General features: G+C 65.5%; 22 protein-coding genes and 1 pseudogene. 8 read left to right on the forward strand and 15 right to left on the reverse strand.

The window, feature by feature from the left end:
- Positions 1 to 129: 129 nt before the first annotated feature.
- Together NNX34_RS07210 and crcB are read left to right on the forward strand one after the other, a co-directional pair.
- Positions 130 to 573: a CrcB family protein gene (locus tag NNX34_RS07210; protein ID WP_227922526.1), complete on the forward strand. Its 444-nt coding sequence runs from the start codon at positions 130 to 132 to the stop codon at positions 571 to 573.
- On the forward strand, positions 570 to 947 hold the full coding sequence (gene crcB / locus NNX34_RS07215) for a fluoride efflux transporter CrcB (protein WP_255765844.1): 378 nt from the start codon (positions 570 to 572) through the stop codon (positions 945 to 947). Before NNX34_RS07210 ends, crcB begins: the two co-directional genes overlap by 4 nt.
- Positions 948 to 1,002: 55 nt before the next feature.
- Here the strand turns inward: crcB and NNX34_RS07220 are convergent, their stop codons facing one another.
- The 14 genes and pseudogenes from NNX34_RS07220 to NNX34_RS07285 form a co-directional block, all read right to left on the reverse strand.
- On the reverse strand, positions 1,003 to 1,932 hold the full coding sequence (locus tag NNX34_RS07220; protein WP_255765845.1) for an urea transporter: 930 nt from the start codon (positions 1,930 to 1,932) through the stop codon (positions 1,003 to 1,005).
- A complete protein-coding gene (locus NNX34_RS07225; protein WP_255765846.1) occupies positions 1,929 to 3,122 on the reverse strand; it encodes a HoxN/HupN/NixA family nickel/cobalt transporter in 1,194 nt (397 codons plus the stop codon). The genes NNX34_RS07220 and NNX34_RS07225 overlap by 4 nt, the downstream gene beginning before the upstream one ends.
- 14 nt (positions 3,123 to 3,136) lie before the next feature.
- Positions 3,137 to 4,051 carry an urease accessory protein UreD gene (locus NNX34_RS07230; protein WP_255765847.1) on the reverse strand — a complete coding sequence of 305 codons (915 nt, stop codon included), beginning with the start codon at positions 4,049 to 4,051 and terminating at the stop codon, positions 3,137 to 3,139.
- Between the two features lie 179 nt (positions 4,052 to 4,230).
- On the reverse strand, positions 4,231 to 4,866 hold the full coding sequence (ureG, locus tag NNX34_RS07235; RefSeq protein WP_255765848.1) for an urease accessory protein UreG: 636 nt from the start codon (positions 4,864 to 4,866) through the stop codon (positions 4,231 to 4,233).
- An 85-nt stretch (positions 4,867 to 4,951) separates the two neighbouring features.
- Positions 4,952 to 5,641 (reverse strand): urease accessory protein UreF, encoded by a 690-nt coding sequence (locus NNX34_RS07240; protein WP_255765849.1) that lies wholly within the window; start codon positions 5,639 to 5,641, stop codon positions 4,952 to 4,954.
- A gap of 9 nt (positions 5,642 to 5,650) precedes the next feature.
- On the reverse strand, positions 5,651 to 7,375 hold the full coding sequence (gene ureC / locus NNX34_RS07245) for an urease subunit alpha (protein ID WP_304659798.1): 1,725 nt from the start codon (positions 7,373 to 7,375) through the stop codon (positions 5,651 to 5,653).
- Between the two features lie 137 nt (positions 7,376 to 7,512).
- Positions 7,513 to 7,821, reverse strand: a pseudogene (locus NNX34_RS07250) (urease subunit beta); the annotation flags it as partial.
- Positions 7,822 to 7,881: 60 nt separating this feature from the next.
- On the reverse strand, positions 7,882 to 8,778 hold the full coding sequence (locus NNX34_RS07255; protein ID WP_255765851.1) for a hypothetical protein: 897 nt from the start codon (positions 8,776 to 8,778) through the stop codon (positions 7,882 to 7,884).
- A 1-nt stretch (position 8,779) separates the two neighbouring features.
- Positions 8,780 to 9,085 (reverse strand): urease subunit gamma, encoded by a 306-nt coding sequence (locus tag NNX34_RS07260; protein ID WP_255765852.1) that lies wholly within the window; start codon positions 9,083 to 9,085, stop codon positions 8,780 to 8,782.
- Positions 9,086 to 9,300: 215 nt separating this feature from the next.
- On the reverse strand, positions 9,301 to 9,729 hold the full coding sequence (locus NNX34_RS07265) for an OsmC family protein (protein ID WP_255765853.1): 429 nt from the start codon (positions 9,727 to 9,729) through the stop codon (positions 9,301 to 9,303).
- Positions 9,730 to 9,810: 81 nt separating this feature from the next.
- A complete protein-coding gene (locus tag NNX34_RS07270) occupies positions 9,811 to 10,158 on the reverse strand; it encodes a hypothetical protein (protein WP_255765854.1) in 348 nt (115 codons plus the stop codon).
- A 166-nt stretch (positions 10,159 to 10,324) separates the two neighbouring features.
- Positions 10,325 to 12,106, reverse strand: a complete 1,782-nt coding sequence (sucB, locus tag NNX34_RS07275; protein WP_255765855.1) for a 2-oxoglutarate dehydrogenase, E2 component, dihydrolipoamide succinyltransferase — start codon at positions 12,104 to 12,106, stop codon at positions 10,325 to 10,327.
- A 120-nt stretch (positions 12,107 to 12,226) separates the two neighbouring features.
- Positions 12,227 to 13,609, reverse strand: coding sequence for a dihydrolipoyl dehydrogenase (lpdA, locus tag NNX34_RS07280; protein ID WP_229952239.1), 1,383 nt, complete (start codon positions 13,607 to 13,609; stop codon positions 12,227 to 12,229).
- Positions 13,610 to 13,799: 190 nt separating this feature from the next.
- Complete coding sequence (locus NNX34_RS07285; RefSeq protein ID WP_255765856.1) at positions 13,800 to 15,329, reverse strand: leucyl aminopeptidase; 1,530 nt, start codon at positions 15,327 to 15,329, stop codon at positions 13,800 to 13,802.
- Between the two features lie 274 nt (positions 15,330 to 15,603).
- On the opposite strand from NNX34_RS07285, the gene NNX34_RS07290 reads away from it, so the two are divergent.
- The 6 genes from NNX34_RS07290 to NNX34_RS07315 all read left to right on the forward strand — a co-directional run bounded on the left by NNX34_RS07290 (position 15,604) and on the right by NNX34_RS07315 (position 22,724).
- The gene (locus tag NNX34_RS07290; RefSeq protein ID WP_370647020.1) at positions 15,604 to 16,668 is read left to right on the forward strand and encodes a PAC2 family protein; all 1,065 of its coding nucleotides are present in this window, start codon (positions 15,604 to 15,606) and stop codon (positions 16,666 to 16,668) included.
- 39 nt (positions 16,669 to 16,707) lie between these two features.
- Complete coding sequence (locus tag NNX34_RS07295) at positions 16,708 to 18,045, forward strand: MFS transporter (protein ID WP_255765857.1); 1,338 nt, start codon at positions 16,708 to 16,710, stop codon at positions 18,043 to 18,045.
- A 57-nt stretch (positions 18,046 to 18,102) separates the two neighbouring features.
- Positions 18,103 to 18,861 carry an ABC transporter ATP-binding protein gene (locus NNX34_RS07300; RefSeq protein ID WP_255765858.1) on the forward strand — a complete coding sequence of 253 codons (759 nt, stop codon included), beginning with the start codon at positions 18,103 to 18,105 and terminating at the stop codon, positions 18,859 to 18,861.
- A gap of 16 nt (positions 18,862 to 18,877) precedes the next feature.
- A complete protein-coding gene (locus NNX34_RS07305) occupies positions 18,878 to 19,633 on the forward strand; it encodes an ABC transporter permease (RefSeq protein ID WP_255765859.1) in 756 nt (251 codons plus the stop codon).
- A gap of 163 nt (positions 19,634 to 19,796) precedes the next feature.
- A complete protein-coding gene (locus NNX34_RS07310; protein ID WP_255765860.1) occupies positions 19,797 to 21,134 on the forward strand; it encodes a DUF4192 domain-containing protein in 1,338 nt (445 codons plus the stop codon).
- A gap of 303 nt (positions 21,135 to 21,437) precedes the next feature.
- Entirely contained in the window at positions 21,438 to 22,724 is a 1,287-nt protein-coding gene (locus NNX34_RS07315) for an RNA polymerase sigma factor (protein ID WP_227922484.1), read from the forward strand.
- 214 nt (positions 22,725 to 22,938) lie between these two features.
- Here the strand turns inward: NNX34_RS07315 and NNX34_RS07320 are convergent, their stop codons facing one another.
- Complete coding sequence (locus NNX34_RS07320; protein ID WP_146362357.1) at positions 22,939 to 23,160, reverse strand: hypothetical protein; 222 nt, start codon at positions 23,158 to 23,160, stop codon at positions 22,939 to 22,941.
- Positions 23,161 to 23,378: the final 218 nt, after the last annotated feature.

Raw genomic sequence — 23,378 nt, forward strand, 5'->3', positions numbered from 1 at the left:
CCCCGATTCCCCACGGAATAACGCCTTATTCTTAGGCGTGGCCCCGGGCAACCCGTGCACGTGGCCTCCCAATCAGCCCGCGCCGATGCCGGGGCCCACCCATCCTCGAAGCAAGGAATGAGTACCGGAATGCGCCCACAATACCTGCGCTGGGGCCCCATCGGACTTGTCGCCCTCGGAGGCGGAGCCGGTGCTGCCAGCCGCGAGGGCCTGTCCCTGGTCATACCGAACCTCGGTGAAGTGCCGGTGGCAATCCCGATCATCAACGTGGTCGGTGCCTTTCTGCTCGGCTACCTCTACGAGGCTGTCACTCGCCTGGACAGGTCCGGTCCGACAGGGAAGAACCTCAAACTGCTGCTCGGTACCGGTTTCTGCGGCGGCTTCACCACATACAGCTCGCTGGCCACCGACACCGCTGTACTCTTTCGCGACGGTTTTCCCTGGACCGCCATAATCTACGCCCTCGGCACGGTGATCGTCGGTGCCTGCGCCACTTGGGCGGGCATTGCCGCCGCAAGCGGTCTCCACGCCCGCGGCTCGGACCCGCAGCATAAGCAGGAGGATGCTTCATGACCCCCGGAATTTTCCTGCTGCTGGCGCTGGCCGGCGGGGTAGGTGCAACGGTGCGGTTCGTCATTGACGGACTCATCCGCGCGCACCTCAAGACGCGCTTTGCCTGGGCAACAACCATCATCAACGTCTCCGGTTCCGTGGTGCTCGGCCTGCTCACCGGCCTCACCATCGAGCACTTTGTGTCGACCGACCTCAGTATCGTGATCGGGACCGGCTTCCTCGGCGGCTACACCACCTTCAGCACCGCGAGCTACGAGACGGTGCAGTTGATTAAGGAGGGCCGCTACGGTGCATCCTTCATCAGCGGTATCGTCATGCTGGTGCTCTCAGTGGCGGCCGCCGTGCTCGGCCTCTGGGTGGGCGCCTCGGTGTAGGAAGAGGTGTAAGAAGAAGTGAGGCCTACCGTGTGACTTCCCCGGCGAGGGGCGCCTATGGGCGCTTGGCTGCGGGAATGTAATGGGCGATGACCAGGAAGACCCACGTGGTGAGGATGTACGGCCAGGTGTAGGTGGGAGCTGAAAGATCATGCATGATCACTGTCACCACCGCAGTGACCACCGTTCCGATCACGGCCAGAACCCACGAGAGCGTGCTGCTGCGGAGGAAGACCACGGCGAGTGCAATCGCGGTGAGTACACCGGAGTAGCCGGCCAGGCCGTTGGCCGTTTCGGTTAGGGCCTCTCCCATTGCCAGGGCGCACAAGCTGCCCACGACGCTGCCCAGCAACCCGGCCAGCCCCACCTTCCAGCTCGCAACGAACAGGCCGAGCAGGATGAGGGCGCCGGACCAGACGTTGTTGATCAGCACCACCTCTGACACATTCGTCAGCAGGGAGCGTGCAAAGGCGAGCGGTTCGGAATCGATGGTGGCCGACGGCGCCGAGGTCACGTGCAGTGCCTCCGTGCTGAGCAGTATGCCCGTCGCCACGATGCAGAACGGTGCCGTCGTGGACGGCAGGGAGAACACCCTCAGCGGTGTCTTGGTGAACAGCGCAACCACCAGCCACGTCACCGGGGCACAGAGTAAGCCGCCGATGAGCGCGATGGGATACGCCGCCCACTGACCCCCAATGGTTGAGAACGTCGCAGCCCCAACAAGGGCGCCGCAAAAACCTTCCAGGCCTGATGTCACTGAGGATGAATCGGCCTTGAGCAGGCGCCCTCCCACCGTGTTTCCCGCACAGCCGATCAGCACGAGCACGGCCATGCGCCAGTCCGCGACAACGAAGGCGGCCAGAATCAGCAACGCCGTGTAGATATTGCTCTGGAAGAAGATCTGCGACAGCCCCTGGCCCCAGCCCTTCAGCCAGCCTGCACTCGAGATGGATGGGTTCGGCGAGGCCGCACTGGCGCTGCTCATGCTTGCTCCTTCGGCGGGGCGTCCTCAGGCGGCGCGTCCTTTCCAGGCGTCTGCCTCAACTCCGGCCCGCCGGGCGCGGTTGCGCCGCCAGGTGTGCCCGCCCCGCTGCTTGCCAGCGCCCATCGTTCCTCTACATGGCCCAACCGCCAGTAGGCGGTAGAGGTCAACCAGACCAGTATCAGCGTGGCCACGACAATGTAGCCCACGTTCTCCAGGTCGATGGCGGCTACCCACCCGGTGAGTGGGTCCTGGAGCCCGAGCTTCTCATTCAGCAACCCGACCAGCTCAATGCCACCGATCATGACGGCAATCATGACTGAGAGCCCGGTAATGGTGAGGTTGTAGTACAGCTTGCGCACCGCGTTGACGCTCGCCCAGCCATAGGCTTTCACCATGATGGCTGAATCGAGCGTGTCGAACAGGCTCATGCCTGCGGCAAAGATCAGGGGCAGGCAGAGGATGGCATACCAGGGAAGCCCCGTCGCTGCCCCGGTTCCGGCCAGCACCAGCAGGGCAATCTCGCTGGCGGTGTCGAAGCCGAGCCCGAACAAAAAGCCAACGGCATACATCTTCCCCGGGCGGTCGATGGTACGAAGCATCGGCCGGATAAGGCGGCTGATGAGGCCGCGGCCCTGCAGGTGCCGCTCCAGCTCCAGCTGGTCGAGGTCGCCATTGCGCGAGGCCCGCCAGACCTTGAGGATTCCGATGAACGCGACGGCGTTGATGAGTCCGATGAGCAGCAGGAAGACTCCGGAGACGACCGTACCGAAGACACCGAGGCCGTTGCGCACCTCGTTGCCGTCATCGCTGAGCCCCACGGCCCAGCTCACCCCGAGTGCCAGAAGCGCGGCCATCAGAAACACAATGGTGGAGTGCCCCAGGGAGAAGAACAATCCGACCCCGGCGGCCGGCCTGCGCAGGTCCACCAGTTTGCGGGTGGTGTTGTCTATCGCAGCGATGTGGTCGGCGTCGAAGGCGTGCCGTACGCCGAGGACGTAGGCCACCACGGCGATACCAACCCCGAAGACCGAGGAGCCCAGCTGCAGATGCAGCGGTTCGACCAGGAAGAAGAACAGTCCGAAGCCCGCGATGTGCAACAGCGCGACCGGGATGAAGGCGAGCACCACCTGCGCACGGTAGGAGCGCCCCGGGGCCACAGCCTTCTCTTGCGTGTTCGCTTGTTCACTCACCCTTAGACCCCTCTCTAGCTCTTTCGAATCGCGGGTGCTTGCTTCCCGGTCAGCAACTCGTGTACCGCCGATGCTGCGGCCGTGTTTGCGGCCGCCACAGCTACGGTGTCGTTGCCCACCAGGCGCATCCACACGCCGGCATCACCGGGCAACGTGCTCACCCCGAAGATCACGTCGCCGCCGCTTTCGGCAAGCGCACGGTGCAGGGTATCAGCGAGCTGGGCCGCCGGAACGAGGGGCGTGAAGACGTACAGCATGGCGAGCACATCGTGGTTGGCAAGCACGCCTAGCCCGCTGACCCCGGAGACCGCTCCGTGGGCTCCCGCTCCCGGGCTGAGCCGAACCCGGTCGAGGGCAACCAGGCGGCCGTCCGGCCGCCGCACCTCGAGGTCGGAGGCGTACACATCGTAGGCGTGCCGCTCGCCGCGGGCGAGCCTGCCCGCGTACATGGTGTCGCCGAGCAGCAAGGTTGCCGACTCGTCGATCACCACTGATGTCTGCTGGTAGTAGCGCGAAGCGGCGAAGGGCACCACGGGCTCGGGCAGGTACTCCACATGGGCGCCTTCTTCGACCGTGAGGTTCATGATCGCGGAGGCGTAGTCGTGGTCCATGCGGTAGACCCGGGTTTGGGTCTGAGTGGTGACGTGCGCCGAAGTGCCGGGGCCGAAGGTCAAATCGGTGCGCAGCCGGTCTCCCTGCAGAATGCCGCCGCCCGAGGACATCAGGTAGGTGTAAGCCATGTCGGGGCGCAGCGGGTTGAAATAGAGCGGATGCATGATCTGCAACGGTGACTTCTGGTAGTGCTGCACCAGCTCGGTTCGGCCCCGGTTGCAGGCGAACCCGAGCTGAAGAATGCCGACTTTGCCCGGGCTGCCGACGGGCAGATTCTTCCACTCTTCCTGGGTGTGCCGCCGCATTTCGGCAGGCACACGGCCAGGCTCATAAAACGCCGGATCCAGTCGGTAGCCACCCGTGCCCGGGCCCGTCCGGCCCGCGTTGCGGGGAACCGGTGGGCGGGGGAGAGGGGTCACGCCCGCAAGCCCGTTCTCACCCGCCGCGGTGTTGCCTCCGGGTGCCGGCACACTTCGCTGTTCCGTCGCTTTGAGCGTCATCCGATGAGCTCGGTTCTGGCACCGTTCCAATGCGACATGATTTGTTGGTGGAGTTCATCGACGCCGAACCCGGTGAGCGAATTGGTCAGCACCACGGGCCGGTCCTCACGTACCCGGTGTGCGTCGGACTCCATCACGTTGAGGTCGGTGCGGACGTACTGCGCGATATCGATCTTGTTGATCACCAGGATGTCGCTGTCGGTGATGCCGGGACCGCGCTTGCGCGGCATCTTCTCGCCTTCAGCGGTGTCGAGCACGAACACGAACACATCGGCAAGCGCCGGGGAGAAGGTGAGCGTCAGATTGTCGCCGCCGGACTCGTAGATGAGCGTGTCGATGTCGGGAAACCGTTCGAGCATCTCCGCGCCGACGGCCAGGTTCATGGTCGGGTCGTCGCGCACGGCTGTATGCGGACAGGAACCGGTCTCGACACCCACCACTCGCTCGGGGTCGAGGATGCCGGCCAGCTCCCTGCGCACGTGGTGGGCATCCTCCTGGGTATAGATGTCGTTGGTGATGACGCCGGGGGTGCGCCCCGCCTCGATCAGCAGCGGCACCAGCGCCTCCGTCAGCGCCGTCTTGCCGCTGCCCACGGGCCCGCCGATGCCGATCCTCAATACGTTCTCACTCATGAATTCCTCGTTTCCAGTGGATCTGCTGTGTTCGTGTGGGCACCCATCGGCGCCGTTTTCATTCTTCGTGGCCGGAGTGCCGTCCTCAGCTGGCGAACAGGCGGGCCTCGGCTCTCTCATGCTGGGCTGACATGACGTCTGCCATGGGCGCAAAGCCGCCAAGGTCAGCGAGATCGCGCGCCAGGGCGGCCTCCGTCACCTGCTCCATGACGGGGGATGTCTGCAGCAGGATGGCCTGCGCCTGGCGGTGGTCGGTCAGCCGCAGCCGAAGGGCCGCTCCGACGAAGCTCGCCGAGAAGGCGAACAGGTCCGATGCCACGGCCTGCCGGGTTGTGACTCCGTTGGCCGCATACACCACCGCCGCCGCGACTGGCTGGCAGCCGGGTGTGCTGCGCAGCTTCACCCGCTCTGCGTACTCACCGAGCAGTGCGTGCTCAGTCAACTCGGCGCCAAGATCGATCAGCTGGTGGCCGCTGCGTACGGAGGCGGTGCGCATTTCGGCGTTCAGCTTCGAGGCGAACAACCGCTGGTCGACCTCCTGCACGAGGTCGACGTCGCCGGCTGCCGCGGCGCGGTGCGCAGCAGCAAGCGCCGTTGCGTCCCCGGGGCCGACGGAGTGCAGCAGCAGCTCGGCCAGCAGCTGCTGCACTCCGTCACCGGACACGAGCCGGGCCTGCCTGTATCCCTCGAGCCCGTGCGACATCGTGTAGAAGCCGCTGGGAAAGGCCGAGTCCGCGAACTGCAGGCTCGTCAGCAACTGGCGAACATCCGACATGCCGCGGCCCTAGGCGAGAAAGAACAGCTGGGTCATCGGCAGTGACTGGGCCGGCGGGATGGTGGCCAGCGTGCCGTTGTATGTCACGTCGTATGTCTCCGGGTCCACCTCGATGACCGGCGTCGCGTTGTTGCGGACCATGTGCTCCTTGCCGATGCCGCGGCAGCGGTGCACCGGCAGCACCTGGCTCTCCAGTCCAAGCCGTTCCGGGACACCCTTGTCGATAGCCGCCTTCGACATGAAGGTCACCCGCGTGCTCTGCAGCGCCTTGCCCTGCGCACCGAACATAGGGCGGTAGAACACCGGCTGCGGGGTGGGCAGCGAGGCGTTCGGATCTCCCATCAATGCCCAGTTGATCAGGCCTCCCTTGACGATCAGCCGGGGCTTGGCAGCGAAAGACTGGATCGGCCAGAGCACGATATCGGCGATCTTTCCCTCTTCCAGCGAGCCGATGTAGTCGGACACGCCCTGGGTGATGGCCGGGTTGATCGTGATCTTGGCGAGGAAGCGCAGCACCCGGAAGTTATCGTTGTCGCCGCTGTCCTCCGGCAGCGGGCCGCGCTGGTCCTTGCAGTGGTGGGCGATCTGGAAGGTGCGCATAAACGATTCGCCGATGCGACCCATTGCCTGGGAGTCGGACGAGACCATCGAAATGATCCCTTCATCGTGGAAAACCGTCTCCGCGGAAATCGTCTCGGCCCGTACGCGGGAATCCGCGAAGGCGACGTCTTCGGGGACGTCGTGGGAGAGGTGATGGCAGACCATCACCATGTCGAGCAGCTCATCCACCGAATTGACGGTGTAGGGCAGGGTCGGGTTCGTCGAAGACGGGAGCACGTTCGGGTGGCCGGCCACCTTGATGATGTCCGGGGCGTGGCCGCCGCCGGCACCCTCGGTGTGGAAGGTGTGGATGGTGCGGCCGTCGATGGCGTCAAGGGTGTTCTCCACATAACCGGCCTCGTTGAGGCTGTCTGTATGCACCGAGATCTGCACGTCGTAGTCATCGGCCACGGAGAGTGCGTTGCTGAGCGCAGCCGGCGTCGTGCCGTAGTCCTCGTGTACCTTGAGTCCGCAGGCGCCGGCCTCGACCTGTTCTATCAGGGCATCGGGCAGCGAGCCGTTCCCCTTGCCGAGGAAGCCCATGTTGACGGGACTCCCTTCGGCCGATTCCAGCAGTCTGGCGAGATTCCAGACGCCCGGAGTCGTGGTGACGCCGTTGGTGCCGTCGGTGGGTCCCGTGCCGCCGCCGAAGAGGGTCGTGATGCCGTTGGAGAGGGCGGCCAGCGCCTGTTCCGGCGAAATGTAGTGCACGTGTGAGTCGATGCCGCCGGGGGTGGCGATGAAGTGCTCGCCGGCCAGCAGCTCGGTTCCGGGGCCAACCACCAGGCGCGGATCCACTCCGCTCTGGGTGTGCGGGTTGCCGGACTTGCCGATACCGGCGATTTTGCCGTCACGCACGCCGATGTCGCCCTTAACGACACCCAGCACCGGGTCCAGGATGATTGCGTTGGTGATCACCAGGTCAAGCACGCCTTCCGCGGAAGTCGCCTGGGGATCGGCCGCCATGCCGTCGCGTGCGGTCTTGCCGCCGCCGTAGACCACCTCGTCGCCGTAATGGCCCTCGTTGTAATCCTTCTCGATCTCGATCACCAGATTCGAATCGGCCAGGTGGACCCGGTCGCCGGTGGTCGGACCAAAGAGATCGGTATACTGCTTGCGCAAGATTTTCGCCATCACTTCTTCCCCTCTTCCGGGCGGCCCGTTTGCGCTGCAGGGCCCGCGTTGTTTGCACTGGGTTTGGAGCTCGGTTTTCCGTCCTGGAATCCGAGTTCCTTCATCCGCGCCATGGCACGGATCTTCGTGGCCGCAGAGTCGAGGCCGCCGTCGACGAGGTTATTGAAGCCGATGACTCGCCGGTTGCCGGCGTACGCGGTGAGCGTCACCTCCCGGGTGTCGCCGGCCTCGAACCGGATTCCGGTACCCGCCGGCACATCGAGGTGCATTCCGTACGCCAGTTCGCGTTCGAACAAAAGCGCCTTGTTGGTTTCGAAGAAGTGGAAATGAGAGCCGACCTGCACGGCCCGGTCGCCGGTGTTGCTCACCAGCAGTGTGACGCTCGGCCTGCCGGCGTTGATCTCGATGTCTTCTTGCTTGTGGTGGTAGGTGGGGCTGCCCAGCATGGTATTTCCTTCCCTTGCGGCGCAGCGTCGCTGCACGTGGCGTTTGGATGGGATTTGCGGTCAACTCGAGCGGATCGGGACAGGGTGGTGATGCGGATGGCCGTCGGCCGCCCCGTGGTTGTGGGAATGGCCGATGTCCGCGTCAAAGGCGTGTGAGTGGGCGTAACCGTGACCGTGATCAGCCTGCAGTCCGGCGTCAATACCGGTGGAGCCGTGGCTGAGGTTGTGCAGTGCGTCGCGAACACGCTCGCCGATGACGCGAAGCACCGCCTGCTCGCTCATGAGTGCACCGTAGAACCGGGCTTGGGCGAAATCTCCCTCGCCGAAGGGCACCGTTTCGCCGTGCACGGTCGGCACCCGCCGAAATCCTCCGGGAACAACCACCGTCTCCGTGCTGCCGAGCAGACCCAGCCGTCGTACGGCCTCCAGGAGCGCATCCGCGTCGTTGACAGTGGCAACCTCCACGAGGTTGCCGGCCCCGTTCGTGCGCACCAGATGCGCGATGCGGTAGAGCTCGGCGTCATCGAAAGGATTGGCGGCGTCCCCGACGATCAGCACTGCCGCCTCCGGGGACTGCCTGCGCACCTCGACGGCGGCGGCCCGAAGCCAAGCCGTGAGATGGTCGCCGGTGCCGAATTCGTCGGCCAGGGCCAGCGGGGCCGAGGCGGCACCGCGCGGGACTGCAACGGCTCCCAGCCAGCGGAGGGTCTTCGCCGTGTCCGCAACAAGTGTCGGGTTGCGGCCGAAGGTCAGCGGCAGCACGACGACGGGTGCGGGGTCCGCTCCGTCGGCCCTGTCCGCACGCAGCCGAGTAAGGACATTGTGCAGCGGTCGTCCGGCGGGGGTAATGAGGGCCCCCGGAAGGGAAGCCCTGACAAAGGACAGATCCGCTCCGTTGCCGCTCTCATGTCCTCCGACCAGTACCACCGTCACACCCGGCTCGATGGGCCAGGTCAAGTCACACCCCGATGGGATCGTGACAGGAGACCAGCTTGCTGCCGTCGGCGAAAGTCGCCTCGACCTGCAGGAGGGGCAGCCGTTCACGGACGCCGTCCATGCACTGGCTTTCAGAAACGATGGTCTTACCGAGTTCCATCACCTCTGCGACGGTCCGGCCGTCGCGGGCACCCTCCAGGATCGCCTCGCAGATGAGGGCGGTGGCCTCGCTGACATTGAGCTTGGTTCCCCGCTCGCGCCGCTTACGGGCCAAATCCGCCACTTGGTATATGTAGAGTTTGTCTATTTCCTTGGGAGTGAGGTTCATACCTTCACCTTCAGACGCAGTTGCGATCGTATCTGGACCGCTCGCCCGACGCACCGGCCTGGCTCGCTTACAAAAAACCGTACGCGCACGCATCAGCCACGACCACCCGTTCCCGGCCATCTACGCCCGTACCCGGAGAAATGGGGGGGGCGGCAGAACAGAGGGCCCCCGTTCCGGACGGAACAGGGGCCCTCTGTGCTGCGGATAGCCGGCTCCTAGGACTCGAGAGTGGCGTCCAGGGAGATCTTGATGCCGGCGAGTGCCTGGGACACGGGGCAGCCGCTCTTGGCAGCCTCAGCGATGTCCGTGAACTCCTCCGCGGTCAGGCCGGGAACCACCGCGGTAACTTTCAGCCGGCTTTCGGTGATGCCGGTGCCGGGGACAAAGGTCACGTCAGCGGACGTTTCGATCCGTTCCGCGGTCTTTCCTGCCTCGGCCAAACCGTTGCTGAAGGCCATGGAGAAGCAGGCTGAGTGGGCAGCGGCAATAAGTTCCTCAGGGCTGGTCTTGCCGTTGGCTTCTTCGGCGCGGGCCTTCCACGTGACGTCATAGGTGCCGAGTCCGGAGGAGTCGAGGGTGACGTTTCCCTTGCCGTTGAAGAGGTCGCCGTTCCAAACGGTATGGGCTGAACGGACTGTAGCCATGGGGGTCTCCTTAAACAGTGATGGGACGGGGCCGGCAACAAGCCGGCGCACCATCCCATCCTATTTCCGCTGTTGTGCGGACTACCACATAGTGGCTACGGCAATGTTGATGATCGCGAGGATGCCCACACCGTTCGCGAGTCCGGAGGACACCGGCTCGTCCTTCTTGTAGCGGCGCTGTCCGATGAAGGCCAGTACGGCAATCACCAGGGTGATCAGCAGCTTGATACCCACCTTAAGGTGGTTGACGTCGCCGTCGCCCATCTCATTCAGCGCCACCAATGCCAGGCCGGTGACCAGCTGCAGCAGTGCTGCGTGGAACTGGCCGGGCAGAACGGTCGGATTCTTGATGCGGGCAAACCAGATGCCCACAATGATGGCTGCGCCGAGGATGTGCAGGAAAACGAGGAAGCTGTGAAGGAAGTCCATAAGGCCAGTTTACCGACTGGAAGTCGGGAACCTTGGGGAAAGCACGGGAGGCAGGTAACTTTTCTACAACATGTAGAGAAAGTTCCGCAGGGTCGATTCCCCCGGAGAAACAGCGCAGGGCGCCCTCCCGGTAACGGGAGAGCGCCCTGCCTCAGCGGAACCGGAACTAGAGCCCCAGGTCTGCCTCGAAGTTGCCTTCTTCCAGGCGTGCCTTCAGCGTCTGCAGGAAGCGGCCTGCATCGGCGCCGTCCACCAGGCGGTGGTCGTACGTCAGGGAGAGGTACATCATCGAACGGATGGCAATGTTGTCATTGCCCTCGGCGTCGGTGACAACCATGGGACGCTTGACGATCGCGCCGGTGCCCAGGATGCCGACCTGCGGCTGGTTGATGATCGGCGTGTCGAAGAGGGCTCCGACGCTGCCGATGTTCGTGATGGTGAACGTGCCCCCGGAGAGCTCGTCGGGGCCGATCTTGTTGTTGCGCGTACGGCTGCCGACATCGGCAATCTTCTTGGCGAGGCCGGTGATGTTCAGGTCACCGGCGTCGTTGATGACCGGAACCAGCAGGCCCTTCTCGGTGTCCACGGCAATCGCGAGGTGCTCGGCGTCGTGGTACGTGATTTCCTGCGTCTCGTTGTTGTACGAGGCGTTGAGGACGGGGTGCTGCTTCAGGCCCTCGACAACTGCCTTGGCAATGAACGGCAGGAAGGTGAGCTTCGCGCCGTTCTGCTGCTGGAAGTTGCCCTTGGCCTTCTGGCGCAGGGCTGCAATGCGGGTCATGTCGACCTCGTGCACCTGGGTCAGCTGTGCCGACTCCTCCAGGGACTCGCGCATACGGCGCGCGATGGTCTGGCGGATGCGCGGTGCCTTGACCGTGGTGCCGCGGAGCTTCGCGCTGGCTTCGCTGATCTGCGCCGGTGCTGCCTTTTCGGAGGCGGCGGAGGCTGCGGGAGCGGAAGCGGCGGGCTGCTGCGAGGCGGCCTTCTTGGCCTCGGCGGCTTCCAGCACGTCCTGCTTGCGGATGCGTCCGGCGACGCCGGAACCCTTGATGCTGGAGAGGTCGACGCCGTGTTCGTTGGCGAGCTTGCGCACCAGCGGGGTCACGTAGGTGCCGCCGTCGTTGGAACCGCTGGGAGCCTCCTGCTTCGGAGCTTCGGCCTTGGGGGCTTCCTGCTTGGGAGCTTCGGCCTTGGGAGCTTCCTGCTTGGGAGCCTCCGCCTTGGGCTCTTCCTTCTTTTCCGGCTCGACGGCCGGCGCTTCGCGCTCGTCCTTGGAAGCGGCCGCTACGGGCTCGGCTCCCTTGGGCTCGGCCTTGGCGGGGGCAGCAGCACCGGATCCGATGACGGCCAGTACGGAACCGACCTCGGCCGTGTCGTCTTCATTGACCCGGATTTCCAGCAGCTTGCCGGCTACCGGGGAAGGGATCTCGGTGTCGACCTTGTCGGTGGAAACCTCGAGCAGCGGCTCGTCCATTTCGACGTCGTCGCCAACGGCCTTGAGCCAGCGGGTGACGGTGCCTTCGGTGACGGACTCGCCGAGGGCGGGGAGGGTGACCTCGGTGCCTTCGCCGGAGCCGCTCTCCGCGGGGGCTTCCTCAGCCGGGGCAGCAGCCGCGGGAGCTTCTTCAGCGGCCGGAGCCGGAGCCTCTTCGGCCGGTGCTTCCTGGTTGGCGGCGCTGCCGCCGTCGTCCGGCTGTTCGCCGGAGCCGGAGCCGTCGCCGATGCGCACAAGTGCTGCGCCGACCTCGGCGGTTTCGTCTTCGGCCACGAGGATTTCCTCGATGACGCCGGCAACGGGGGAGGGGATTTCGGTGTCAACCTTGTCGGTGGATACCTCGAGCAGGGGCTCGTCGACCTCGACGCGGTCGCCCACGTTCTTCAGCCAGCGGGTGACGGTGCCTTCGGTGACGCTTTCCCCGAGGGCTGGTAAGTTCACGGTTTCAGACATATTGTCCCCGTTTCTCCTTGTTAGATCTTTTGTGACCAGCCGTGCCGCTGGTGCTGGTGATGATTTCCCCCGGGCCGCAGCCGCAAACCGGATGCGGCCCGGGGGAGTGAATCTTAGGTATTAACCGTGAAGGGGTTTGCCGGCCAGGGCCATAGCGGCTTCGCCCAGCGCTTCGTTCTGCGTCGGGTGAGCGTGGATCAGGCTGGCAATATCCTCAGGGTACGCCTCCCAGTTGACGATCAGCTGGGCTTCACCGATCTGCTCGCCGATACGGCCGCCGATCATGTGAACGCCCACGATGGGGCCGTCCTTCTCGCGGACCATCTTGATGAGGCCGGAGGAACCGAGGATGGAGGTCTTGCCGTTGCCGGCCAGATTGTATTCCTGGACCTCGACGTTCTCGGCGCCCAGCTTGTCCTTGGCCTTGGCCTCGGTCAGGCCGACGGAGGCGATTTCCGGCTCGCAGTAGGTGACCTTGGGGATGTTGACGTCGTCAACCACAACGGGCTTCAGGCCGGCGATTTCCTCGGCAACGAAGATGCCCTGCTGGAAGCCGCGGTGGGCCAGCTGCAGGCCGGGAACAATGTCACCCACGGCGTAGATGTTGCCGACGCCGGTGTGCAGGCGGTCATTGGTGATGACGAAGCCGCGGTCCATGGTCAGTCCGGCTTCTTCGTAGCCCAGGTTGGCGGTGACGGGTCCGCGGCCCACGGCAACGAGCAGCAGATCGGCTTCGAAGGTCTTGCCGTCGGCCAGCGTGACGACGACGCCGTCGTCGTTCTGCTGGACGTTGTCGAAGAAGATGCCGGTGCTGAACTTGATGCCGCGCTTCTTGTACGCGCGTTCAAGCTGCTTGATGATGGCTGCGTCCTCGTTGGGAACCAGCGAGGGCAGGCCCTCCACGATGGTGACGTCCACGCCGAAGGAGTTCCAGACAGAGGCGAATTCGACGCCGATGACGCCGCCGCCGAGGATAACCGCGCTCTTGGGTACGGTGTCCATCTTCAGTGCCTGGTCGGAGGTGATGACCTTGCCGCCGATTTCCAGGCCCGGCAGTGAACGGGAGTAGGAACCGGTGGCCAGGATGATGTTCTTGCCGGTGTAGGTCTCACCGTTGACCTCGATGGTCTTTTCGCTGGTGAGCTTGCCTTCACCCTCGATGACGGTGATGCCCTTGGACTTGATCAGGCCCTGCAGGCCGCGGAACTTGCCCGCAATGATGTTGTCCTTGTAGGAGTTCACGGCCGTCATGTCGATGGAGTCGAAGGTGGCGTTGATGCCGTACTTCGAGGCCGTCTTGGCGTTCTCCGCGATTTCAGCGGAGTGCAGGAGCGCCTTGGTGGGGATGCAGCCGTTGTGAAGGCAGGTCCCGCCCAGCTTCCCCTTTTCAATCAGACCTACGGAGAATCCCAGCTCCACGGAGCGCAGTGCCGCGGCGTAGCCGCCGCTGCCTCCGCCGAGGATCAGGATGTCGAACTCTTGCGCAGCTGCCTTATCGGCCACTTGGACGCTCCCTCGCGTATTCGTTAGACGCGCCCATGCGCGCCGATGAGTTATTGGGCGTTTGTGATCAGTCCTCACCCTATCGCCCCCTACCACCGGCATCCACTTGAACACAGGCAGTAGGGGGCGAAGTGTAATGAGAAACACCTGCCACAACCGTCAGTTCCGTTTCACGGAACCGTATTGGATGCTATGAGGCGCGCGCCACGACGTCTTCGGCGTAGGCCACCAGGGTGCGGACGGCGACGCCGGTGCCTTCCTTCGGGGTGTAGCCGTAGGGGGCGCTGTCATTGAAAGCCGGTCCCGCGATGTCCAGGTGTGCCCACGGAATCTTGGTTCCGTTGACCTCGCCGACGAATTCCCGCAGGAAGGTGGCGGCGGTCATCATGCCGCCGAACCGCTCCCCGTGGTTGGCGATATCCGCCACCTGGGAATCCAGGCTAGCCCGCAGCTCCTCCGGAATCGGCATCGGCCAGAACAGCTCGCCGGCACGGTCCGCCGCTGCCTTGACGGCGTCCCGAACGCCTTCTTCGCCCATGACTGCGGAGACGCGCCGGCCCAGGGCAATCATCTGGGCACCGGTCAGCGTAGCGACGTCGATGATCGCGTCGGGGGCTTCCTCGCTGGCAGCCACCAGACCGTCGGCCATCACCAGCCGGCCCTCGGCGTCCGTGTTCAGGACCTCGACGGTGCGGCCGCCGTAGGTGGTCATGACGTCGGAGGGACGCTGCGCCGTGCCCGAGGGCATGTTCTCGGCAATGCAGAGCCAGGAGGTCACCTTGATGGGAAGCCCCAGTTCGGCGATGGCCAGCAGGGCGTTCAGTACGACGGCGGCCCCGCCCATGTCCGACTTCATCGCCTCCATGCCGGCGGCCGGCTTGAGGGACAGTCCGCCGGAGTCGAAGGTGATGCCCTTGCCGACGAGCGCCAGCTTGACCTTCGAACGCAGCGGCGCGTATTCGAGCTTGACCAGGCGCGGGGGACGGGCCGATCCCTTGCCCACCCCGAGGATGCCGCCGAAGCCTTCGCGTTCAAGCTTCTTTTCGTCCATCACGGTGACCTTCACGGGCAGCGACTTGGCCAGGTCCTTGGCCGCGGCGGCGAAGGTCTCCGGGTAGAGGTGGCTCGGCGGCTGGTTGACCAGGGTCCGGGTGGCGTTGACCGCACGGCCGAGGATGCGGGCGCGTTCGAGGGCCGGCTTCAGGCCCTTCTCCTCAGCGGCTGCAGTGATAACGGTGATCTCGGAAACCGGCGCCGGAACCTTGTCCGCGGTGGCGGCACTGCGGTGTTCGGTGAAGCTGTACGCGCCGAACAGGGCACCTTCGGCGACGGCTGCGGCGTCGGCCACGGTGCCGGCCGGCAGTGCGAGGGCGACGGATCCGGTGCCGGCAATCTGGCGGACGGCTGATCCGGCGGCGCGGCGCAGGGCTTCCTCGGTCAGGGCGACGCCGGCCGAAACCTTGCCGAGGCCGGTAAGGACCAGCATGTCCGCGTCGGCCTCGGGCAGGCCGGGCAGGCGGTGGACTTCGTCAACGGCGCCGGTGACGCCGAGCAGCGGCAGTGAAGCAGCCAGGGCGGCAGACGCCTTGGGGGAGAGCGGGCTTTCAATCAGGACGGGACCGTCGGGGGTCTGGCCGACGCCGATCACGAGTGCGCTGGCGGCAACCTTCCGCCCGTCCCTGGATACTGCCGACAGGCTGGGTTCACTGGCTTTGTTCACGAAGCTGGTTCCTCACGGTTCTGTGTTGCTCTGCGTTTACCACACCGATCGTAGTCCGAAGAACGCCCGCATGCCGCAACGTTGCTCCTTAGCTGCTGCACGGGGCCGTTAGCAAAGGCAGGTCCCGGTGCCGGAATGAAACGCACGCGTCCGGGCGTTTACCCTTGAGTAAGGGCACAGCAACGGTCTAAAGCAGCCGGATTCACCGGTCGTCACCTTCCTGTGCCAAGAGCCTGTGCCAAGAGCGCACGTGAGTTCCCGGGAGGGGTAAGACATGCTGGATCCGTTGACCCTGTTTAATCTGAATCCGGAGGTCGCGGAATCCGGGGACCTCTCCGGCTTGAAGCTCCTGGTCGGTTTCACGGGCTTTGCCGAGGCGGGCCACGTGGTCAGCCAGATCCGGGACGAGTTGTTTGATGCCCTGGACCATGACCTGGTGGCCACGTTCGACGCGGACCAGTTGATTGACTACCGCAACCGCCGGCCGCAGATTTCCTTTATCGAAGACCACCTCAGCGACTACGAACCGCCGCGGCTTGAGCTGCACCGGATGTATGACGGGCTGGGCGAACCGTTCCTGTTCCTGACCGGCTTCGAACCGGACCTGCAGTGGGAACGTTTCACGGCGGCCGTAGTGCATTTGGTGAAGGCCTTCGACGTAAGCCTGGTCTGCTGGGTCCATTCGATACCGATGCCCGTCCCGCACACCCGCCCGATCGGCGTGACCACGCACGGCAACCGGCCCGACCTGGTGGAAGGGATCAGCTCCTGGACGCCGATCGCCCAGGTACAGGCCGCCGTCGGACACGTCCTGGAGCTCCGGCTCGTCGAAGCAGGGGTCGACGTCGTCGGTCACGTAGTGCACGTACCGCACTACCTGGCGGAGGCGGAGTTCCCGCCCGCAGCCGTCGCCGGACTCGAGTACCTCGGTGCCGCCGCCTCACTGGTGCTGCCGACGGACCGGCTCCGCGAAGCAGGCCGCGACGTCGAACGCCAGATCACCGAACAGGTTGAGGCATCTGCGGAGGTTAAGGGCGTGGTGGCCACGCTCGAAAAGCGTTACGACCAGTACACCGAAAGCACCGTGCGGCGCTCCCTGCTGGTCAAGGGCAACGACGAGCTGGCAGACGCCGAGGAAATCGGAGCCGCGGTGGAGGCCTACCTGGCCAGCCCGCAGGCCGAAGAGGAATCCGAGGCGCTGTGGCCCGAAAACCAGCATGAAACCGAGAACAGCGGACCGAGCGGAAACGCGGATCAGGAGAATGCACCAAATGCCACCGAGGGCACGGTTGAGGGGCACGGCAGCGACGACGGGAACGGGCGGACCGGCACGGCCTGACGCCGCGCATCCCCGCCCCTGCCCAGGGCAGGTGTGCCGGTGAACGGAACACGGGCCTGGATTGTCTGGGGCGTAGGCGTCTTTGCCTACATGGTGGCGGTGACCCAGCGGACCTCATTCGGCGTGGCCGGCATCGAAGCCACTGAACGCTTCTCCGCGACTGCGTCCGTCCTGTCCGTCTTTACGGTGGTGCAGCTGCTGGTCTATGCGGGGCTGCAGATACCCGTAGGGGTGCTGGTGGACCGTTTCGGCCCGCGGCTGCTGATCGCCGGCGGAGCGGCACTGCTGCTTGCCGGACAGTTCCAGCTGGCTACCGCCGATTCCGTCGGCGCCGGCATCCTCGGGCGCTCCCTGGTGGGCGCCGGCGACGCCCTCACCTTCATCTCCGTGCTGCGGCTGCTTCCGGCCTGGTTCTCCGGCAGGAAAATCCCCGTCCTGACCCAGTACACCGGCATCGTCGGCCAGCTGGGGCAGATTGCCAGCGCCATTCCTTTCGCCTATGTGCTGCACCGCTTCGGGTGGAGCACGGCGTTTGTCTCCGCGGCCTCGCTGTCCCTGCTTGCCCTGGTCCTGACCCTGGCCTGCGTGCGGAACCGGCCCGAGGGCGGCGAAGCCCCCGTCCCGCTGCCGCTGCGGCAGACGGGCACGTCGCTGGCGGAGGCGTTTGCCCAGCCGGGGACTCGCCTGGGCATGTGGACCCACTACACCGTGCAGTTCCCCGGCACGGTGTTCGTGATGATGTGGGGCTTCCCGTACCTGGTCAGTGCCGAAGGCGTGTCTTCCGCCGTCGCGTCGGGCCTCATGACCTTCTTCGTGGTGGTGGCGATTGTCTGCGGACCGTGGATGGGGTCCTGGGTTGGCAGGCATCCGCTGCGCCGGTCGACTATGGTGCTGCTGATCGCCGGCGCCATGGCGGCCGGGTGGGCCGCCGTGCTGCTATATCCCGGTCCGGCGCCGCTGTGGCTGTTGGTCCTCCTCGTGGCGCTGCTTGCCGTCGGTGGTCCCGGCTCCATGATCGGGTTCGATTTTGCCCGGACGTACAACCCCAGCGCCCGGCTGGGAACAGCCACCGGGATTGTGAACATCGGCGGCTTCATTGCCTCGCTGGTCAGCATGTACCTGATCGGCGTGGTGCTGGACGTGCTGAACAACAGCGGCTTTTCAGGGGGGAACCTGTACGCCCTGGATTCCTTCCGCATCGCCTTGTCCGTCCAGTTTGCCGTGATGGCGGTAGGCGTCGCGGGCATCCTCCGGACCCGGGGGCTGATCCGCTCGCGGCTGGCCGATGAAGGATCCCCGCTGCCGCCGCTCCGTGCAGCGCTGGCCCGCGAACGGCAGCGCCGCCGCGGGGAACGCGGCGGTCAGGGTCCGCAGTAGCAGCGCGGCACCCTTCACCCTTGACCCTTGTGCGGCCCCGCCGCCAAAATGATCCGCATGACCAGGGCACAGGTGCCTGCCGGCACGGTGGTTAGCGTGAGCGGGATATCCAAGGCGTTCCGGCGTATCGCGGCGCTCGAGGACGTCACCTTTTCGATCGACGCGGGTGAAGCCTTCGGAATTCTCGGTCCCAACGGCGCCGGCAAGACCACCACGGTGGAGTGTGTGGCCGGCACGCTGCGGCCCGACGGCGGACGCGTCACCGTGCTGGGCGTGGATCCCGCGGCTGACCGGGCAACCGTGCGTGAGCGTGTCGGCTATCAGCTCCAGGCCGCCGCCCTGCCTCCCGCCCTGCGCGTGGAGGAGGCGCTGCGGCTGTTTGCCGCTTTCTACCCTGCGCCTGCTGATGTGCCGGAGCTGCTGCGCACCGTCGGGCTGCACGAACACCGCAAACGCCCCTTCGGCAAGCTTTCCGGCGGGCAGAAGCAGCGCCTGTCGATTGCCCTCGCGCTCATCGGCAATCCCGACGTCGTCGTGTTCGACGAGTTGACCACGGGGCTGGACCCGCAGGGCCGGCGCGATGTGCGGCAGCTGATTCAACGGGTGAAGGACGGCGGCATCACGGTTGTCCTCGTCACCCACTACCTTGACGACGTCGAACGCCTCTGCGACCGCTTGGCGATTATCGACGCCGGCCGGACACGGTTCGTGGGCACGCCGGCGGAACTGCTCGCCGTTTCCGGCAGGAACGCCGCCGAACCCGGTGCTCTGGAGGATGCGTATCTGGCCTTCATCGAGCAGGCGGCAGCCGATTGAAGGGGAGAGGTGGAGCATGCGGGCGCTGGGAGCCCTGACGCGCGCGGAAGCGACGCTGTATCTGCGCAATCCGGTGAGCATTTTCATGGCATTGGTGCTGCCCTCGGCCATTCTGCTGCTCCAGGGCTTCGTCATTCCCAACACGCGCGTCCCGCTGGGAGGCACGGATCCCGTCTATGCGGCCCTGCGCCCCATTGACCTGCTCGTGCCGCTGTCCATAGCGGTGGCACTGGCCAGTGTGGCGGTGACCAATTACCCGTCCGCGATCAGCGGTTACCGGGAGACCGGCGTGCTGCGCCGGCTGGGCGTGACGCCCGTCGGCGCGCACCGCATCCTGTTTGCCCAATGGATCGTCAGCGGCGCAGCGCTCGCCGTTGCGGTGACCGTCACCGTCCTGCTCGCCAGGGTTGTCTTTGACAGCCGGATGCCGGGCAGTCCCGGAGTGGTTGTCCTCGTGGTGGTTTTCGGTGTTGCTGCCATGATGGCCGTGGGATCACTCATTGCCGCCCTCGCCGGGACCGCCCAGAACGCCTACGGCATCGGATTCCTGGTGTTTATGGGGTGCATGTTCACCGCCGGGTTATGGACGCCCGGGCCGCTGATGCCGGAAGGAATCCGGCAGGTGGCGTCTTTCACCCCGCTCGGTGCCATGACCCAGGCGCTGACCGCCGCCTGGTACGGAGGAACCGTGACGGTTGCCCCCTTCCTCGTGATGCTCGTCTGGACCGTTGCATGCGCGGTGCCGGCCGCGAAGGTTTTCCGCTGGAAGTGACCTCTCCGTGGCGGGCGGGCATGCCTGCCGGCCCGCGTTGCACCCGGCCACTCTTCCTCCACTCTTCCTCCACGGCTGCCGACGCTGCGGCTCAGCCGGCGCCGGATGCACAGGCCCCGGGCCTGCTCTGCAGCGACCGCGGATTCCCGGGGACCCTTGTGCCATGAGCACAGAACCGGCCGACGGCACCCCGCGCAACCCCTACCGCATCAACGCTCCGGCGGACATCCTCAGCCTGGTTCCCCACACGCTGGGCTTCGAGCCGCGCGAGTCCCTGGTGCTGATGGCATTATGCGGCGGCCGGCTCGGTGCGACGCTGCGGCTGGACCTGCCTCCGGGGCCGGGAGCCAAAGCCGGAGCGAATGCCGCCTATGCCGCCGCGGCCTGCCGGTTCATGGCCGCCGACACCGAGGCTGACGGCGTGCTGCTGGCACTGTATACGGACCGGCCCTGGAAGGACCCGGCGCATCCGCCCTACCGGCCGCTGGTCCGCCGCCTTGGGAAGGACCTGGCCGCCGCCGGCATCCCGCTGCAGGATGGCTGGCTGGTCGGGCCGGACACCTGGCGGGACTATTTCTGCACCCAACCGGACTGCTGCCCCTGGCCGGGGGCGCCCAGGTCGCAGATTGCGGACAGCATGTTGAACACGGAACTGGTGTACCGGGGAAGTGCCTTTGCCGCGTCGCTGGAAAGGGCAGTGGGGGAGTCTTTCCCGCTGCAGTGGCCCAACAAGGGCGAGGTTGCGGACAGCCGGGCGCGCTTTGGGGAACAGATGGGTGCACATTGGTGTGAACGGGACCAGTTCCACCGCACCCTGGAGCTGTGGGGTAACTGTTTTGCCGGCGGCGGCCTCGATACGGGTGCTGCACCGTATGCCGAAGACGCGTTCGAGCCGTTCGCCGGTTCCCGGAACCGGTTGCACCGCGATCCCGAATGTGCCGGGTTTCTCCTGGCGAGCCTCTCTGACCGCGGGATCCGTGATGCCCTGCTGGTCCTGACTGCTGCGGGCCAAGCCGCCGCCGTTTACGGCGCAGAGGCCAACGGCCTGGTCCGCCGGCAGGTCCACCCCGTGGTCCTTCCCGGTTCCGCAGATCGCGGAGCGGCAGCATCCGGCGTCGTTCCCCTGCTGCCGCGCCCTCGAAGGCAGTCCAAGGCAGCTGCGGACTTCCGCAGCATCCTGGTGGGCCGAGGGGGTGCCCCGGACTGGAGCCTGCTGGACCGGGCGTACGCCGTTTTCTCGGACCTCGTGCCCGCCGCGGACGAAGATGCCAAGGCGGCGCTGCTTTCGCTGCTGGCCTGGATGGAGTGGGCCAGGGGGCGCGGCTCGCGTGCCCACGTCCATCTGCAGCACGCGCTCGATGCGTGCCCCGGCTACCGCCTGGCGCTGCTGCTGCGTGAACTGCTGGGTACGGGAATCCTCCCGGACTGGACCGGCTCCCGGGACGGGTCGTGGCCGGGCACGGCGGACGGCTGGCCCGGGACCCCGATGAACCAGTGCTGAAAGAGAACCGGCGGGGAAAAGCCGCACGGCGGAACAGGCCCGCGGAGTGTGCCGATAACGTGCGCCGGTGCTGTGGCGGGACGGAAAACGTGCGACAATGGGAACCGAGACCCGGTCGGGTTCGTGTATCAAGTGTCCTTTGAACTGCCAGTCCTTGTGGCCAGCGGAACAATACACCGGCACGGCGTGTTCTATTCAGAGCAAGCCAAACCGAAACACTTGGATAGAATCACGGACTTGACAGGGTCATAGTGGTGTTGCCCCCAATGGCGGTGCCACAACCCGCCGTATGAAAGGTTTTCTGTGTCGCCGAGAAAGACAACTGCAGTCGAAGAGACTGACACTGCAAATAAGCGCACTGCCGCAACTGAGGCCCCGTCAGCGGTGGCCGACAAGGAGGCTGCTTCCGGCGAAAAGACCGCGGCCAAGACGGCCCGCAAGCCGGCTGCCCGGAAGGCTCCGGCGAAGGCCGGCACCACTGCAGCTGGACGAAAGACCGCTGCGAAGACCGCCAAGGCTGCCAAGGCCGAGGTTGATGAAGAGGTTGACTCTGCCGACGTAGAGCCGGACGCGGACGCCGTCGAAGGTGCAGACACTGCAGCAGCACCCACCGGATCCGGTTTCGTGTACTCGGATGCCGACGACGACGACGCCCCTGCCCAGCAGGTCGTCTCCGCCGGTGCCACGGCCGACCCGGTCAAGGACTACCTGAAGCAGATCGGTAAGGTCGCCCTGCTGAACGCCGAGCAGGAAGTCGACCTCGCACTGCGGATCGAAGCCGGCCTGTACGCCGAAGAGAAGATGGCGGCGGATCCCGACATGGATCCCAAGCTCAAGCGTGAGCTTCAGTGGGTCTCCCATGACGGCAAGCGCGCCAAGAACCACCTGCTCGAAGCCAACCTGCGCCTCGTAGTGTCGCTGGCCAAGCGCTACACCGGCCGCGGCATGCTCTTCCTGGACCTGATCCAGGAAGGCAACCTTGGCCTCATCCGCGCCGTAGAGAAGTTCGACTACACCAAGGGCTTCAAGTTCTCCACGTACGCAACGTGGTGGATCCGCCAGGCCATCACCCGCGCCATGGCAGACCAGGCCCGCACCATCCGCATCCCGGTGCACATGGTGGAAGTCATTAACAAGCTGGCCCGTGTGCAGCGCCAGATGCTCCAGGACCTGGGCCGCGAGCCCGCGCCGGAAGAGCTGGCACTGGAACTGGACATGACCCCTGAAAAGGTCGTCGAGGTGCAGAAGTACGGCCGTGAGCCGATCTCCCTGCACACCCCGCTGGGTGAAGACGGCGACTCCGAGTTCGGCGACCTCATTGAGGATTCCGAAGCCGTGGTTCCCGCCGATGCGGTCAGCTTCACGCTGCTGCAGGAGCAGCTGCATTCAGTGCTGGACACGCTGTCCGAACGCGAAGCCGGCGTTGTTGCCATGCGTTTCGGCCTCACCGACGGCCAGCCGAAGACCCTGGACGAAATCGGCAAGGTTTACGGCGTGACCCGTGAACGGATCCGCCAGATCGAATCCAAGACCATGTCCAAGCTGCGCCACCCGTCGCGGTCGCAGGTCCTGCGGGACTACCTGGACTAGACACCTGCCGGTTCGCCGGCAATCCGCTTCACCAACAGCACCCCGATCCGCGTCTGCGGTCGGGGTGCTGTTGTGTGCGCCCCGGCGGACCAAGATGCAGCTGGACAAAAAGAAGTCCCCTTCCGATCCGGAAGGGGACTTCTTCAAGCTTGGTACGCCGCGTCGACGCGGACTTTACTCCGTGGCTTCGCTGACCATTCAGGCGCCTGCGTGTTTACTCTGCAGAAACCGGTGCCTTCTCGTTCAGGCGCGAGGTCTCGTCCTGCCATTCCGAAGTGAGCGGACGGAGGTTCGCCTCCACCGCACGGGCGTGGTGCCCGCAGAAAAGCAGTTCCCCACCGGAGGATTCCAGTACGGCACGTACGTATGCCTGTGCGCCGCAACGGTCGCAGCGGTCCAGGCTGTTCAGCTCACGGGTTGCTACTGCTGCTGTCATGAGTTGCCTCCTCAAGGGTGTTGATACTTCATATAACCACCTTTGACACCCCGTCCCTTGCAGGTTGGCCCGCCTTTCGCTCTACGCGTACCCTTTCGGCGCGGCCACCGTGGGCAAACTCACGCAACTGAGTCGTTGAGCGGAAGTGTCACCGCCGGGGATTAACCTTGTAGGAGTTCCTGATTGTTCCCGGCTATCCCTACCGGCGAAACAGCCGA

The sequence above is a fragment of the Arthrobacter sp. zg-Y1116 genome (assembly GCF_024385485.1).
In the GTDB taxonomy this organism is placed as follows: Bacteria; Actinomycetota; Actinomycetes; order Actinomycetales; family Micrococcaceae; genus Arthrobacter_B.